Annotated in this window: 16 protein-coding genes and 1 pseudogene; 13 read left to right on the top strand and 4 right to left on the bottom strand. The window is 66.2% G+C overall.

What is annotated here, in order from left to right; all coding sequences use genetic code 11:
* Positions 1 to 49: 49 nt before the first annotated feature.
* Entirely contained in the window at positions 50 to 820 is a 771-nt protein-coding gene (locus PFZ56_RS17135) for an ABC transporter substrate-binding protein (protein ID WP_019094199.1), read from the bottom strand.
* A gap of 171 nt (positions 821 to 991) precedes the next feature.
* Here PFZ56_RS17135 and PFZ56_RS17130 point away from each other — a divergent pair, with 171 nt between their 5' ends.
* From PFZ56_RS17130 to PFZ56_RS17115, 4 genes and pseudogenes are all read left to right on the top strand, one after another.
* Positions 992 to 1,768, top strand: coding sequence for an IclR family transcriptional regulator (locus tag PFZ56_RS17130; RefSeq protein ID WP_016964561.1), 777 nt, complete (start codon positions 992 to 994; stop codon positions 1,766 to 1,768).
* A gap of 172 nt (positions 1,769 to 1,940) precedes the next feature.
* Entirely contained in the window at positions 1,941 to 2,996 is a 1,056-nt protein-coding gene (locus tag PFZ56_RS17125; protein ID WP_047303474.1) for a permease, read from the top strand.
* 189 nt (positions 2,997 to 3,185) lie between these two features.
* Positions 3,186 to 3,365, top strand: a pseudogene (locus tag PFZ56_RS17120) (type II toxin-antitoxin system HicB family antitoxin); the annotation flags it as partial.
* A gap of 458 nt (positions 3,366 to 3,823) precedes the next feature.
* Positions 3,824 to 4,165, top strand: coding sequence for a DUF3077 domain-containing protein (locus tag PFZ56_RS17115; RefSeq protein WP_016964563.1), 342 nt, complete (start codon positions 3,824 to 3,826; stop codon positions 4,163 to 4,165).
* Between the two features lie 52 nt (positions 4,166 to 4,217).
* On the opposite strand, the gene mnmH is transcribed toward PFZ56_RS17115, so the two are convergent.
* Genes mnmH through PFZ56_RS17100 form a run of 3 tightly spaced genes read right to left on the bottom strand, consistent with a single transcriptional unit; the run spans position 4,218 to position 6,761 of the window.
* Positions 4,218 to 5,318: a tRNA 2-selenouridine(34) synthase MnmH gene (gene mnmH, locus PFZ56_RS17110; RefSeq protein WP_170004197.1), complete on the bottom strand. Its 1,101-nt coding sequence runs from the start codon at positions 5,316 to 5,318 to the stop codon at positions 4,218 to 4,220.
* Positions 5,318 to 6,352, bottom strand: a complete 1,035-nt coding sequence (gene selD, locus PFZ56_RS17105; protein ID WP_047303467.1) for a selenide, water dikinase SelD — start codon at positions 6,350 to 6,352, stop codon at positions 5,318 to 5,320. The genes mnmH and selD overlap by 1 nt, the downstream gene beginning before the upstream one ends.
* Before the next feature lie 43 nt (positions 6,353 to 6,395).
* The gene (locus PFZ56_RS17100) at positions 6,396 to 6,761 is read right to left on the bottom strand and encodes a DUF4440 domain-containing protein (RefSeq protein ID WP_047303466.1); all 366 of its coding nucleotides are present in this window, start codon (positions 6,759 to 6,761) and stop codon (positions 6,396 to 6,398) included.
* Between the two features lie 213 nt (positions 6,762 to 6,974).
* On the opposite strand from PFZ56_RS17100, the gene PFZ56_RS17095 reads away from it, so the two are divergent.
* The 9 genes from PFZ56_RS17095 (at position 6,975) to PFZ56_RS17055 (ending at position 15,108) form a co-directional block, all read left to right on the top strand.
* Positions 6,975 to 7,946, top strand: a complete 972-nt coding sequence (locus PFZ56_RS17095) for a LysR substrate-binding domain-containing protein (RefSeq protein WP_102880011.1) — start codon at positions 6,975 to 6,977, stop codon at positions 7,944 to 7,946.
* A gap of 96 nt (positions 7,947 to 8,042) precedes the next feature.
* Entirely contained in the window at positions 8,043 to 9,503 is a 1,461-nt protein-coding gene (locus tag PFZ56_RS17090) for a 2-hydroxymuconic semialdehyde dehydrogenase (protein WP_170004193.1), read from the top strand.
* A gap of 13 nt (positions 9,504 to 9,516) precedes the next feature.
* Positions 9,517 to 10,329 (top strand): 2-keto-4-pentenoate hydratase, encoded by an 813-nt coding sequence (locus tag PFZ56_RS17085; RefSeq protein ID WP_170004191.1) that lies wholly within the window; start codon positions 9,517 to 9,519, stop codon positions 10,327 to 10,329.
* Between the two features lie 13 nt (positions 10,330 to 10,342).
* Positions 10,343 to 11,281, top strand: coding sequence for an acetaldehyde dehydrogenase (acetylating) (locus PFZ56_RS17080; RefSeq protein WP_170004188.1), 939 nt, complete (start codon positions 10,343 to 10,345; stop codon positions 11,279 to 11,281).
* A 12-nt stretch (positions 11,282 to 11,293) separates the two neighbouring features.
* A complete protein-coding gene (gene dmpG / locus PFZ56_RS17075) occupies positions 11,294 to 12,328 on the top strand; it encodes a 4-hydroxy-2-oxovalerate aldolase (protein ID WP_170004186.1) in 1,035 nt (344 codons plus the stop codon).
* Positions 12,325 to 13,116, top strand: coding sequence for a 2-keto-4-pentenoate hydratase (locus PFZ56_RS17070; protein WP_170004184.1), 792 nt, complete (start codon positions 12,325 to 12,327; stop codon positions 13,114 to 13,116). Before dmpG ends, PFZ56_RS17070 begins: the two co-directional genes overlap by 4 nt.
* On the top strand, positions 13,113 to 13,547 hold the full coding sequence (locus tag PFZ56_RS17065) for a RidA family protein (protein WP_016965506.1): 435 nt from the start codon (positions 13,113 to 13,115) through the stop codon (positions 13,545 to 13,547). The genes PFZ56_RS17070 and PFZ56_RS17065 overlap by 4 nt, the downstream gene beginning before the upstream one ends.
* Positions 13,548 to 13,549: 2 nt before the next feature.
* A complete protein-coding gene (locus tag PFZ56_RS17060; protein WP_016965505.1) occupies positions 13,550 to 14,122 on the top strand; it encodes a 3-hydroxyanthranilate 3,4-dioxygenase in 573 nt (190 codons plus the stop codon).
* Positions 14,119 to 15,108 (top strand): amidohydrolase family protein, encoded by a 990-nt coding sequence (locus PFZ56_RS17055; RefSeq protein ID WP_170004182.1) that lies wholly within the window; start codon positions 14,119 to 14,121, stop codon positions 15,106 to 15,108. Before PFZ56_RS17060 ends, PFZ56_RS17055 begins: the two co-directional genes overlap by 4 nt.
* The last annotated feature ends 44 nt before the right edge of the window (positions 15,109 to 15,152 follow it).

The raw sequence follows: 15,152 nt of genomic DNA, 5'->3' as shown, positions 1-15,152 counted from the left end.
TTTAATCAGCTGGAAAGGGACCCGGGCCAGGCGCCGGGTCGCGACTGGATCAGTTGAGCTTCCAGTGCTCGATGATGCGGTCCAGGGTGCCGTCGGCCTTGATCGCGGCGATCCCGCGATTGACCTCGGCCAGGGTCTGCGCATCGCCCTTGCGCACGATCAGGCACACATCGCCCATGACCACCGGCTGGTAGCCCTTGACCAGCCGCACCTTGTTCTGGGTGCCCTGGGCCAGTTGATAGGCGAGGATCGGCCGGTCGGCGAAACCGGCCTTGATCCGCCCCAGAGCCAGGTCGCGCATCAGGTCGGGAATCGAGTCGTAGCCGCGTACTTCCTTGAAGATCCCACGCTTGTTCAGCTCGTCGATAAACACCGTGCCGACCTGGGCGCCGACGGTTTCTCCGGCCAGGTCCTCCATGCGGCGGTAGTCGCTGGTGTCGTCGGCCTTGACGATCAGGCCCTCGCCGTAGCTGAACACCGGGTCGGAGTACTGCACCACTTTCTCGCGCACCGGGGTGCGCAGCATGGCGGCGGAGATGATGTCGATCTTGTTCGAGGTCAGAGACGGGATCAGCGCAGCGAAGGTGGTCTGCTGGATGTCCACGGCGAAACCGCCGGCCTTGCCCACCGCCCGGGCGGCATCGATCATCATGCCCTCGATGCTCTGGCTCTTGACGTCAAGAAAGGTGAAGGGAATGCCGGTGGCGGTGGCCCCGACCTTGTACAGCGGCTCGGCCTGGGCCGACGCCGAAAGGCCCAGGCCAAGGGCGCAACAGAATGCGAAAACAGCGGGTGCAAGGACGCGGGTGCGGGTGTGCATGACGAATCTCCCATTGGACGGTTTTATTGTTTGAAGTCCGTGATGGATAGCCTCTGGTGTGGAAGGCAGGAGGCATGAGCCCGACTATAAACAATTTACAAAAATCGTAAAGAGATTTATAAATATCGAATATCGATATTTAAAACACAAAATAGCCTGAAAGGACTGGTCATGAGCGATAACAACAACTCCCTTTTCAACCAGTCACTGGAGAAGGGCCTGGCAGTGCTACGGGCCTTCAACGCCGCGCAACGGACCATGAACCTGGCGGAAATCGCCGCGGCCGCCGACATCAACAAAAGCTCGGCGCAGCGCATGATCCACACCCTGGAACAGCTGGGCTACGTGCGTAAGCACCCGCAGACCAAGCGCTTCCAGCTGACCCCGCGGGTGATGGAGATCGGCTACAACTACCTGGCCGCCGACACCCTGGTGGACGTGGCCAACCCCTTCCTCGCCGAGCTGGCCCAGGTCACCGGGGAAACCACCAACCTCACCGAGCCCGATGGCCTGGACATGGTCTATGTGGCGCGCTTCGTGGCGCCCAAGTTCATCCCCATCCACATGCCCATCGGCAGCCGTATCCCGATGTACTGCACCGGCTCGGGCCGCGCCTACCTCAGCGCCCTGCCCGCCGCCGAGGCCACACAGATTCTCGAAGCCAGCGAGCGCAAGGCCCACACCCGGCACACCCTGACCGAACTGGCGGACATCCAGCGCGAGATCGACGCCACCCAGCGTCGCGGCTACGCCCTGAACCCCGAGGAGCTGTTCCTGGGGGACATGAGCATTGCCGCGCCGATCCTCGGCAGCCAGGGCCTGCCGGTGGCCGCGGTGCACGTGGTGGTACCCAGCAGCCGCTGGACCCTGGAAGAAGCCGAACGCAAGCTCGCGCCCTCGGTGATCGAATGCGCCCGGGCCATCCGCACCTCGATTCGCACCCTCTGAAAATCGCTCCCCGCTGCCGCAGGCTGCGAACGGCCCGTAGGGACGCGGCGCTCTCAAGGCCGACAGCGCTCCGACGGGGGATCGCCAGGCAAGGCCGGACGAGATCGGTTCGCGGCGCACCGGCGCCAGCGGCTACAATTCGCGCTTATTGTCTTTGTGCGGAAACCCCTTCATGTCCAACCTCGCCTCCACCCAGCCCGCTCGCGGCTGGGCGTTCTGGTGCAAACCCCTGCTGTTCCTGCTCGTGGCCGCCATCGGCCTGTATTACGTGAAGTGGTCGCCCTACTACCTCAAGGCCTTTGTCGCCGCCGACAGCCACAGCATCGGCGCGTCGATCCTCAACGATCAGCAAAGCTCGCCCTGGAGCGCCGCCCTGGCCTATTCCCAGGTGTACTTCCTGGCCATCTGGAAAGCCGCGGTGCTGGCGGTGATCTTGGGTTCCCTGTTGCAGGTATTGATTCCCCGGGACTGGCTGCTACGCCTGTTCGGCCGCGCCGGTTTCGGCTCGACCCTGCGCGGTGGGCTGTTCGCCTTGCCGGGCATGATGTGTTCCTGCTGCGCCGCCCCAGTGGCTGCCGGCCTGCGTCGGCAGAAGGTTTCGGTGGGCGCGGCCCTGGCGTTCTGGATCGCCAACCCGGTGCTCAACCCGGCGACCCTGGTGTTCATGGGCTTTGTCCTGGGCTGGGGCTTTTCCGCCCTGCGCCTGGTGGCGGGCATTGTCCTGGTGCTGGGCGTGTCCCTGGTGGCGCAGCGGGTCGCCGGCCCCGAGCAACTGCCGGAAGCCGCGGTGGATGCGGTGGTGGAAGCCAGCACGGTGAACGACCAGCCGTTCCTGAGCCGCTGGGGCAAGACCCTGTGGCAACTGTTTTGGAGCACCATTCCAATCTACGTGCTGGCAGTACTGGTGCTGGGCGCAGCGCGGGTCTGGCTGTTCCCCCATATCGACGGCGCCATGGGTGACAGCCTGTGGTGGCTGGTGCCGCTGGCGATTGCCGGAACCCTGTTCGTGATCCCCACAGCAGCGGAGATTCCCATCGTCCAGACCATGATGACCCTGGGCTTGGGTACAGGCCCGGCGGTGGCCCTGCTGATGACCCTGCCGAGCATCAGCCTGCCGTCGCTGCTGATGCTGCGCAAAGACTTCGATGCCCGAGTGCTGGTGACCGTGGCCGTGCTGACCATGCTGGTGGGGATTGTTTGCGGGTTGATTGGTGCGGTGTTGTTGTAGAACCCTGGTGGTCGCTGCCTCCGTTTCGGGCCCGCCCCGGATGGGCAGCGACACATCGACTCTTGGCATTGGCATCGACTGGATCTCGGCGCAATGTGCAACCTGCACAAAGCGCACCCCGGTCCTGAGCCAAAGACCGCGATACGTCGCCACGTCATCGAACAACGCAGACTCGGAGGCCTTGCTACCGTGAACAACTTGCTGCAACACAAGGGCGTCTACGGCTCTATCGAAGTCAGCGCCGAGGACCACTGCCTATTTGGCAGGCTCCAGTTCATCAGTGCCCTGGTGAGCTATGAAGGACAAACCCTGGCTGAGCTGGAGGCCGCATTCAAAGAGGCGGTCGATGACTATTTGAGCAGCTGCAAACACTCGGCTGTCCCCGCTCAACTCCGTTGAGTACAGGCTTCCAATCGAAGTGCCACGCCTCCCCCGCCGCATCGTCTTGAAACACACTGGTCAGGGAATGCCGCTCCCGAAACCGGAGTTTTCGCTTTGTTTTGTAAGGCTTGTCCGAGAGAATCGCCAACGCCTTTGAGCGGCTTGTGCCCTTGGTGTTCGTCAGGCAGTCTCCCCCGGTCGCTGCACCATCAGCGACTCGGATGTGGAAGTCCGGAAGGGTCATAGGTACAACGCTTCAACGCGCCTGCCGACGCTTTGCGCCTGCGGATACGTGTTATGGCGGCCATGCGTGGGGCACCTTCGGGTGCGCCGGGTTTTGGGTACCAAAAGACTCCCCGGTCTTCCACACCCACGCACGGCTGCCACCCTCTCGTGTGGAAGCGAGACCGGCGGCTCTACTTAACCTTAGAGTCGTAGGTACCCCAATGAAAAAGCTCGTCCCCGATCCACCCCGCCCACTGCGCGATCCCGAGCTGGATCGCGCCAACGCCAACCTGCTCAGCGCGCTGAAACCGACCCAGGCACGCCCGTTCGGCCTGCGCGATGCCCAGGGCAATACCCTGTTCAGCGTGCAAGCCGGGGTCAGCGCTGAAGAGGCCCTGAGGCACGTCGCCCTGCTGCTCAAGTGCGCCGAGGAGGTGTCCGATGAAATCACCGAGCGCGCCAGCGGCATCGAACGCGGCCTGATCTGGTCCATGGTGCATTCCGTGGAAATGGCCCGGGCCGTGGTCGAGGCCTTGCTCGACCGTCCACGCCCTGCCGGCTGACGCCCGCGCACACCGCGCGCTCAGGTGATGTGAGCGCGCGGAACATTGAGCGCTAGCGCGATGGCGGCTGGCGCTGGCGCAGGTAATCGAGCACGGCGCCGTGATCGCCGCTGAACTCGATCCGCGCGCCCTTGCTCTCGCGCTGGAAGGCGTACATCGGGTCGTAGTATTCACCCAGCAAGCCTTCGATCCAGGCCCGGTGCAGCTCCACGTCACCGCTGCGGGCCTGTTCCGCCAGGGCCGCTTCCATCAGCAGGAACAGGCGCTGGTGACGCTCGCCCCCCAGGCGCTTGTGGATCTTGTTCAGGCTTTCCAGCAGGCGTTCGGCAAACAGGGCAAAACCTTCTTCGCCATGCACGGCCACGAACTCGGCGCTGAGGTTGACCACGTAATCGTCAAGGATGCGCTGCACCCGGCTGTCGAGGCGGTCTTCCAGCCAGACCATGGGCAGGCCCTGCATGCTCTGGTACAGCGGCAGCGGCAAGGCGCAGCTGCCGATCATGCGGTTCTCGTCTTCCAGGACAAAGCTCTGCACGCCGCGCTCACGCTTTTTCAGCAGGTCCACCGCCAGACGGTTTTCGAAGTCGATGTTGCTCGGCTGTCCGGTGGCGCGGCGGCCGAAGCTGGAGCCGCGGTGGTTGGCGTGGCCTTCCAGGTCCAGGGCGTTGTCCAGCTGGCCCAGCACTTCGGTCTTGCCGGTGCCGGTCATGCCCCCCAACAGGACGAAATCACATTGCTGCAGGGCCTGCTCGGTGGTGTCCAGAAGGAAGGTACGCATGGCCTTGTAGCCGCCACCAACCCGCGGGTAGTCGATGCCCGCCTCCCTGAGCCACTGCTGGACGATCTGCGAGCGCAGGCCGCCACGGAAGCAGTACAGCAGGCCGTCGGGGTGAGCCCGGGCGAAATCGGCCCAGGCCTGGACGCGCTGTTGCTTGATGTCGCCGGACACCAGCTGATGGCCGAGCACGATGGCCGCCTGCTGGCCCTGCTGCTTGTAGCAGGTGCCGACCCGCTGGCGTTCCTGGTCAGTCATCAGTGGCAGGTTGAGCACCCCGGGAAAGGCGCCCTTGGTGAATTCGATCGGCGCCCGGGTGTCCATCATCGGCCGGTCGTTGAGGAAGATCTCGCGGTAGTCGGTGCAGTCCAGAGGCATCAGAACACCTCGACCGCGTGGCTCTGTCGCTCCACCAGTTCACCGATGGGCGCCAGTTCCAGGCCCAGCTCCGCCGCCAGGGCGAGGAACTCGGCATTGCCTTGCGGGGTCACCGCCACCAGCAGCCCGCCACTGGTCTGCGGGTCGCAGAGCACGCGTTTGTGCAGCTCCTGAACCCGGCCGATTTTCTCGGCGTAGCTGCTGTAGTTGCGCAAGGTGCCACCGGGCACGCAGCCCTGATCCAGGTAGTACTCAACTCCCGGCAGGCGCGGTACGCGGTCGTAGTGGATCTGCGCGGTCAGGCCGCTGCCGTCGGCCATTTCCACCAGGTGCCCGAGCAGGCCGAAACCGGTGACGTCGGTCATCGCGGTCACCCCTTCGAGCTTGCCGAAACGGCTGCCGGGCTTGTTCAGGGTGCACATCCAGTCGCGGGCCAGGCCGATGTCGGCGTCGCGCAGCTTGCCCTTTTTCTCGGCGGTGGTGAGCACGCCGATCCCCAGGGGCTTGGTCAGGTACAGCAGGCAGCCGGCGGTGGCCGTGTCGTTGCGTTTCATGAAGCGTTTTTCCACCAGCCCGGTCACCGCCAGACCGAAGATCGGCTCCGGCGCGTCGATGGAATGGCCGCCCGCCAGGGGAATACCTGCCGCGTCGCATACGGCGCGGCCGCCGCGGATCACTTCCCGGGCGATTTCCGGGGCCAGCACGTTCACCGGCCAGCCGAGAATGGCAATCGCCATCAACGGGTCGCCGCCCATGGCGTAGATGTCGCTGATGGCATTGGTGGCGGCAATGCGGCCGAAGTCGAAGGGGTCGTCGACGATGGGCATGAAAAAGTCGGTGGTGGAGACCACGCCGCGCTCTTCGTCGATGGCGTAGACCGCCGCGTCATCGCGCGAGGCGTTGCCGACCCAGAGCTTGGGATCGAGGTTCTGCGCCCCGCTGCCGGCCAGAATCACCTCCAGCACCTGGGGGGAAATCTTGCAGCCGCAGCCGGCTCCGTGGCTGTACTGGGTCAGGCGAATCGGCTCGCTCATGGGGCACCTCGTCAAGTCTGGGACCGGGATTCTAGCAGAGCCCTCAGGCACTGGGCCGAGGCGTGCCCTGATGGAACAGCATCTGCCAGCGCCCTTCGCGGCAGCGCCACAGCGAACTGCGCCAGGCACTGCTGGCCGCCCGCCCGCCGGCTGCGGCGTTATGGCACAGGTAGGTGACCTGGGCCAGATCGGCCGCCAGGCGCTGCAGCGCAAACTCGCTGATGCGCCGTTCGATGAAGTCCTGCTGCGGCAGGCTGTGCAGCACCTGGGCCTTGTTCCAACGTCCGCCGCTGGCGCCGAATTCGAGAAAGTCATCGGCCAGCAAGGCTTCCAGCGCCTGGCGATCGGCGCGCACTTCGGCTTGTTGCAGTTGGCGTTCGAGCATCAACAGGTGGTCGGACAATTCCATGGTCACTCCCGGGGCGGCGGATCAGTGGCGCACTCTAGCATCCGCGCCCTGCCCCTCAAGACCGGACACCTGCGGTAGCGCTTGAACCAAGCAAATGCGCCGGACTTTGGTTAGGCTTGCAGCGCCCTGCCCGGGCACGCTTGTCCTCATACCCACAAAAGCGCCCCCCCGACCCTCACCCGAGGCCAGGGCAAGACGCTGACGGAGCCCGCCATGAAATTCACCACCCAGTCCATCGCCCGCAAGCTCAAGTTCCACCAGTTGGTGGTGTTCGAGCAGGTGCTGCAAAGCGGCTCGCTGGTGCGCGCCTCCCAGGCGCTGAACCTGACTCAGCCGGCGGTGACCAAGATCATTCACGAGCTGGAATCCTACTTCGAGGCGCCGCTGCTGGTGCGCAGCAACCGTGGGGTCAGCGCCACCGAGCTGGGCCAGGTGGTGGTGCAACGAGCCAAGTCGTTGCTGGCGGAACTGCGGGCCCTGACCGACGAGGTCAACGCTTTCCAGGAAGGCACCTCGGGGCAGGTGATGGTCGGCACCCTGATCTCGGCCTCGACCTCGCTGCTGCCCCGGGCCATCCAGTTGCTCAAGCAGCGCGCGCCGGGGGTGCTGGTGTCATTGCGGGTCGGGCAGATGGACCAGTTGTTCCCGGCGCTGGCGGTGGGCGATGTCGACCTGGTGGTGGGCCGAGTGCCGGACGACTGGCACCGGCGCAGCGAGGCCCTGGAGGTCGACGTGCTGTACCGCGAGGACTTGAGCATCGTCGCCGGCGCCCATCACCCGTTGCACCAGCAGACGCCGGTCAGCCTGGAACACCTGCACGCCTACCCCTGGGTGCTGCCGACCCGCGACTCGCTGCTGCGGCGCACCGCCGACCGACTGTTCGCCGACAATGGCCTGCCGACGCCGGACAATGTTGCCGAGTCGCTGTCGATCCTCACCAACATCACCCTGATGCAGGATCAGCGCACCGTGGCCCTGATGCCCTATGAGGCCTCGTTGCAGTTCATCCAGGCCGGCATGCTCCAGGCTTTCGATCTGGGGGCGCCGCTGCAGTTCGGCGAGATCGGTTGCTTCTACGCCGCCCAGCGCAATCTGGGCCCGGCGGCCCGGCTGTTTCGCGAATGCCTGGACCTGGCCCGGGCAGAGTCCGACAGCGGGCAAGCGCCGATCCAGGCTTCACCCTGATATTCCAATTGTTAATAGTTAGCGGCCGATCTTTGATTATTCACTAATACCAGGCCTTCCTACACTCGCCCCGAAACCCATGTTTCGGAGGTTCAAGTGTCCACTGCCCTGCTGCGCCATTTCATCGACGGCGAGTTCGTCGCCAGCCCCCAGACCTTTGCCAATATCTCCCCGGTCGACGGCCGCGTGCTGGGCCAGGTCTGCGAGGCCGACCGATCCCAGGTGGACCGCGCCGTGACCGCGGCCAAGGCGGCGCAGTCCGGCCCCTGGGCCGATTACAGCGCCAGCCAGCGCGCCGACCTGCTGCTGCGGATTGCCGCCGGCATCGAGGCGCGTTTCGAGGCGTTCGTCGCCGCCGAAGTCGCCGACACCGGGCGCCCGGTGCAACAGGCGCGGACCCTGGACGTGGCCCGCGCGGTGCAGAATTTCCGCACCTTCGCCGAGCTGCTGCGCCAATCCGGCGGCGAAATCTTCGAGATGCGCGGCGCCGACGGCAATGACGTGTTCAGCTACAGCGTGCGCAAGCCCCACGGCGTGGTGGCGATCATCTCGCCGTGGAACCTGCCGCTGTTGCTGCTCACCTGGAAAGTCGCCCCGGCCCTGGCTTGCGGCAACTCGGTGGTGGTCAAGCCGTCCGAGGACACACCCTCCAGCGCCACCCTGCTGGCCGAAGTGATGCGCGACGCCGGGGTGCCGGCCGGCGTGTTCAACCTTGTGCACGGCTTCGGGCCGAATTCGGCCGGGGAATTCCTCACCGCCCACCGCGACGTCGACGCCATCACCTTCACAGGTGAGTCCCGTACCGGCGCCACCATCATGAAAGCCGCCGCCGAAGGCGTGCGCGAGGTGTCCTTCGAGCTGGGCGGCAAGAACGCCGCGGTGGTGTTCGCCGACTGCGATTTCGACGCCGCGGTGGCCGGGGTGCTGCGCTCAAGCTTCACCAACGCCGGGCAGGTGTGCCTGTGCTCGGAGCGGGTCTACGTCGAGCGGCCGATCTACCAGCGCTTCGTCGCCGCCCTCAAGGCCGGCGCCGAACAGTTGAAGATCGGCTACCCCGATGAAGACGGGGTCAACATGGGCTCGCTGATTTCCCACAAGCACCGGGACAAGGTCCTGGGCTACTTCCAACTGGCCCTGGAGGAAGGCGCGACCCTGGTCAGCGGCGGCGGCATTCCGCAGTTCGGCGATGCCCGGGACCAGGGCGCCTACGTCCAGCCGACGATCTGGACCGACCTGCCGGACCACGCCCGTTGCCTGCGCGAAGAAGTGTTCGGCCCGGTCTGCCACATCGCTCCGTTCGACACCGAGGACGAAGTGCTGCGCCGGGTCAACGACTCGGCCTATGGCCTGGCCACGGCCCTGTGGACTCGCGATCTGAAGCGCGCCCATCAGCTGTCCCGGCGCTTCCGTGTGGGCATGGTCTGGGTCAACACCTGGTTCCTGCGCGACCTGCGCACGCCGTTCGGCGGCACAAGGCTCTCGGGCGTGGGGCGCGAAGGCGGCCGTCACTCCCTGGATTTCTACTCCGAGATCACCACCATCTGCGTCAACCCTTGAGGGGCACCCCGACATGCATGCAGACCTGATTGAAGCGGCGCACCACCTGCGCCAGGCCCAGCTCAACGGCCAGCCCTGCGCCCCGGTGCGCGAGCTGATTGCCCAGGCCCAGGCCGCACAACCCCACACCTCCCTGGCCGACCTGGCCTACCAGGTGCAGCACTACAACAACCTGGCGGCCATCGATGCCGGACGCCGCCCGGTAGGCCACAAGATCGGCCTGACCTCCCGCGCCGTGCAGCAGCAACTGGGGGTGGACCAGCCGGACTTCGGCCAGCTGTTCGCCGATATGGCCCGCGGTGACGACCAGCCCATCGCCTGGAGCGACACCTGCCAGCCCAAGGTCGAAGCCGAGGTGGCCCTGGTGCTGGAACATGGCCTGAACCATGAGCGCCACACCGTGGCCGACCTGATCCGCGCCACCGCCTTTGCCCTGCCGGCCATCGAAATCGTCGGTAGCCGCATTGCCCAGTGGGACATTCGCCTCAGCGACACCATCGCCGACAACGCCTCGTCCGGGCTGTTCGTGCTCGGCAGCCAGCCGGTGGCCCTGGAAAAGCTCGATCTGGTGCGCTGCGGCATGAGCCTGACCCGGCGTGGCGAGCCGGTGTCGGTGGGCGCCGGCGCCGCCTGCCTGGGCAACCCGCTGAACGCCGCCCTGTGGCTGGCCGACACCCTGGCCCGCCTGGGCACGCCGCTGCGGGCCGGCGACATCCTCCTGACCGGCGCCCTCGGACCCATGGTCGCGGTGCAGCCGGGAGATCGCTTCACCGCGCACATCCAGGGCCTGGGTAGCGTCAGCGCCGCCTTCGCCAGCGCCCAATGAACCGGAGCCACGCATGAACAGAACCCTCAAGGCCGCGATCATCGGCTCGGGCAATATCGGCACCGACCTGATGCTGAAAATCCTGCGTCAGGCCCGGCACCTGCAACTGAGCGCCATGGTCGGCATCGACCCGGCTTCCGACGGCCTGGAACGGGCTCGGCGCCTGGGCGTGGCCACCACCCACGAAGGCGTCGAAGGCCTGCTGCGCATGCCCGAGTTTGCCGCCATCGACCTCGTGTTCGATGCCACCTCGGCCGCCGCCCACCAGCACCATGAGGCCGTACTGCGCCAGACCAAGCCGGGCATCCGCCTGATCGACCTGACCCCGGCGGCCATCGGCCCCTACTGCATTCCGGTGGTCAACCTGGAGCAGCACCTGAACAGCCTCAACCTGAACATGGTCACCTGCGGCGGCCAGGCGACCATTCCCATGGTGGCCGCGGTGTCGCGGGTGGCCCAGGTGCACTACGCGGAAATCGTCGCCTCGATTGCCAGCAAATCCGCCGGCCCCGGCACCCGGGCCAACATCGACGAATTCACCGAAACCACCCGCCACGCCATCGAAACCCTCGGCGGCGCCACCCGGGGCAAGGCGATCATCGTCATGAACCCGGCCGAACCGCCGCTGATCATGCGCGACACGGTGCTGATGCTGTCGGCCGCCGCTGATCAGCGGGAGATCGCCGCCTCCATCGGCGAGATGGCCGCGGCGGTGCAGGCCTATGTGCCCGGCTACCGGCTCAAGCAGCAGGTGCAGTTCGAGCCGATCCCGGCCTCGGCGCCGCTGCTGATCCCGGGCCTGGGGCGTTTCAGCGGGCTCAAGACCTCGGTGTTCCTGGAGGTTGAGGGCGCCGCCCATTACCTGCCCGCCTACGCCGGCAACCTCGACATCATGACCTGCGCCGCGCTGGCCACCGCCGAGCGCATGGCCCAGTCGCTGCTCAACCGCTGAAGGAGCTTCGCCATGACTTTCAACCCCGGCAACAAGCTCTACATTTCCGACGTGACCCTGCGTGACGGCATGCACGCCATCCGCCACCGGTACAGCCTGGATCAGGTCCAGGCCATCGCCCGGGCCCTGGACGCGGCCCGGGTCGACAGCATTGAAGTGGCCCACGGCGACGGCCTGCAGGGTTCCAGCTTCAACTACGGTTTCGGCGCCCACACCGACCTGGAATGGATCGAAGCCGCGGCCGATGTGCTCGAACACGCGCGCATCGCCACCCTGCTGCTGCCCGGCATCGGCACCGTGCACGACCTCAAGGCCGCCTACCGGGCCGGTGCCCGAGTGGTGCGGGTCGCCACCCATTGCACCGAGGCCGATGTCTCGCGCCAGCACATCGAATGTGCCCGGGAACTGGGCATGGACACCGTGGGCTTTCTGATGATGAGCCACATGACCAGCCCGGAAAATCTCGCCGTCCAGGCGCAGAAAATGGAAAGCTACGGCGCCACCTGCATCTACGTGGTGGACTCCGGCGGCGCTATGAACATGCAGGACATCCGCCTGCGCTTTCGGGCGCTGAAGGCCGCGCTCAAGCCGGACACCGCCACCGGCATGCACGCACACCACAACCTCGGCCTGGGGGTGGCCAACTCCCTGGTGGCGGTGGAAGAAGGCTGCCAGCGCATCGACGCCAGCCTCGCCGGCATGGGCGCCGGGGCCGGCAACGCGCCGCTGGAAGTGTTCATCGCCGCCGCCGACAAGCTGGGCTGGAACCACGGCACCGACCTCTATCGCCTGATGGACGCCGCCGACGATCTGGTGCGTCCCCTGCAGGACCGGCCGGTGCGGGTCGACCGCGAAACCCTGGCCCTGGGCTACGCCGGGGTCTACTCCAGCTTCCTGCGCCACGCCGAACAAGCCGCCCACAAGTACGACCTGAAAACCGTCGACATCCTGGTCGAGCTCGGCCGCCGGCGCATGGTCGGCGGCCAGGAAGACATGATCGTCGACGTCGCCCTCGACCTGCTCGCTGCCCGGGAGTACCGCCCATGAACCTCGATCTTGCCCCCATCGCCAGCGCCCTGGATCAGGCCGCGCGCAACGCTCGCGCCCTGCCCCAGTTCAGCCGGCACACGCCCTTCAACCTGGAGCAGGCCTACCAGATCCAGCGCGCCTCCATGGCCCACCGCTACGCCGATGGCGAACGCATGATCGGCCTCAAGCTGGGCTTCACCAGCCGCGCCAAGATGCAGCAGATGGGCGTCGACAGCCTGATCTGGGGCTGGCTCACCGACGCCATGCTGGAAGAGGACGGCGGCCAGCTGAACCTGGACCGCTACATCCACCCCCGGGCCGAACCGGAGCTGTGCTTTCTCACCCGGCGCGCCATCGACCGGCCGCTGACCCAGCTCGAAGCCGTGGACTATCTGGAGGCCGTGGCCCCGGCCATCGAGATCATCGACTCGCGCTACGAGGCGTTCAAATTCAGCCTGGAAGACGTGGTGGCGGACAACTGCTCCTCGGCCGGGCTGGTGGTCGGCCCCTGGTCCCGGGATTTTTCCACCCTGGCCAACGCCGGGGTACTGATGCGCCTGGACGGTGCCCTGGTGGAGGCCGGTTCGACCGCGGCGATCCTCGGCCATCCGCTACGCAGCCTGGTGCACGCCTCGCAACTGCTGGCCCGGGCCGACATCAGCCTGCCCGCCGGCAGCCTGATCATGGCCGGCGCCGCCACCGCCGCCGTGGCCCTGACACCCGGCGCGCAGTTGACGGTGGAGATCAATGGCTACGGCGAATGCGCCTTCACCTGCAGCGGCCAGGCCCAAGGAGAACGCTCATGACCGTCAACCGCGCCACCCTGGTGCCGGGCAAGGCCAAGCCCCGGGGCCGCTTCCCCCATATCAAGCGCGCCGGCGATCTGCTGTTCGTCTCCGGCACCAGCTCGCGGCGTCCGGACAACAGCTTCGACGGCGTCGAAGTGGACGAGCTGGGCACCACCCGCCTGGACATTCGCGCCCAGACCCGGGCGGTGATCGAGAACATCCGCGATATCCTCGCCAGCGAAAACGCCGGGCTGCAGGACCTGGTGGAAATCAGCGCCTTCCTGGTGGATATGAACGACTTCGGTCCCTACAACCAGGTCTACGCCGAGTACTTCGACGAACAGGGCCCGACCCGCACCACCGTGGCCGTGCATCAGTTGCCGCACCCGCACCTGCGCATCGAAATCAAGGCGGTGGCCTACGCCCCGCTCAATCGCCGAGAACAATAACAATGGACAAGCACCACTACAGCGCGCCGCTGAACTTCAACCGTTGGCTGGACGAACATGCCCATCTGCTGCAACCGCCGGTGGGCAACCGTCAGGTGTGGCAGGACGCCGACTTCATGGTCACCGTGGTCGGCGGCCCCAACCAGCGCACCGACTTTCACGACGACCCCATGGAAGAGTTCTTCTATCAGTTCAAGGGCAATGCCTACCTGAACATCTGGGACCGCGGCCGCTACGAGCGCATCGATCTGCGCGAGGGCGACATCTACCTGATGGCGCCCCACGTCATTCATTCCCCGCAACGCCCAGAGCCCGGCAGCCTGTGCCTGGTGGTGGAGCGCCAGCGGCCCAAGGGCCTGCTGGACGCCCTGCAATGGTCTTGCGCCCGCTGCGGCACGCTGATCCAGCGCTATGAAATGCAGCTGCAGAGCATCGTCAACGACCTGCCACCGGTCTACGAAGAGTTCTACGCCACCAGCCAGGAACAGCGGCGTTGCACCGGCTGCGGCGAAATCCATCCGGGCCGCGACTGGCAGACCTGGCACCACACCCTCAAGGCGGCGACCCCCTTATGAAAATCGACATGCATTCGCACTTCTTCCCCGACATCAGCCAGGCCGAGGCCGCGCGCCTGGACCCGGTGCGCGCGCCCTGGCTGCACAAGGACGGCGCCCGGGGCCAGATCATGGTCGGCGACAAAGCCTTTCGTCCGGTGCACGACGTGCTCTGGGACCCGGCGCGGCGTGTCGAACACCTGGACGAGCAAGGCCTGGACCTGCAGATCATGTGCGCCACGCCGGTGATGTTCGCCTACGACGCGCCCATCGAACGGGCCCTGCCCTGGGCCCAGTTGATGAACGATCGGGCCATGGCCATGACCGCCGGCCACGAACGCCGGCTCAAGGTCCTGGCCCAGGTGCCGCTGCAGGACCTGGACGCCGCCTGCGCCGAAGCCAGCCGGGCCCAGGCCATCGGCCACGTCGGCGTGCAGATCGGCAACCACGTGGGCAATCACGACCTGGACCACGATCATCTGGTGACCTTTCTCGACCATTGCGGACGCAACAACATCCCGGTGCTGGTGCACCCCTGGGACATGATGGGCGGCGAGCGCATGCGCAAGTGGATGCTGCCGTGGCTGGTGGCGATGCCGGCGGAAACCCAGCTGGGAATTCTGTCGCTGATCCTTTCCGGGGCGTTCGAGCGCCTGCCCGAATCCCTGCGCATCTGCTTCGCCCACGGCGGTGGCGGCTTCGCCTTTCTTCTGGGGCGGGTGGACAACGCCTGGCGTCACCGCGACATCGTCCGCGAAGACTGCCCGCAGTTGCCGTCCAGCTATGTCAAACGCTTCTGCGTCGACTCGGCGGTGTTCGATCCCGGCGCCCTGAAACTGCTGGTGGAAGTCATGGGCAGTGAACGGGTGATGCTGGGTTCGGACTCACCCTTCCCCCTCGGCGAACAGCGCATCGGCAGCGGCATCGCCGACCACCCGACCCTGGCCGAAGCCGACAAGGCACGCCTGCTCGGCGGCAACGCCCAGGACTTCTTCAACCTGTACTGAGTGCCCGCACTCAGCCCCTCATCCCCCTCGCTGCACCCGTCACC

Source organism: Pseudomonas danubii (genome assembly GCF_042980055.1).
In the GTDB taxonomy this organism is placed as follows: domain Bacteria; phylum Pseudomonadota; class Gammaproteobacteria; order Pseudomonadales; family Pseudomonadaceae; genus Aquipseudomonas; species Aquipseudomonas danubii.
Note: the sequence above shows the minus strand (reverse complement) of the source record. Positions and strands in the feature narration are given on the sequence as shown.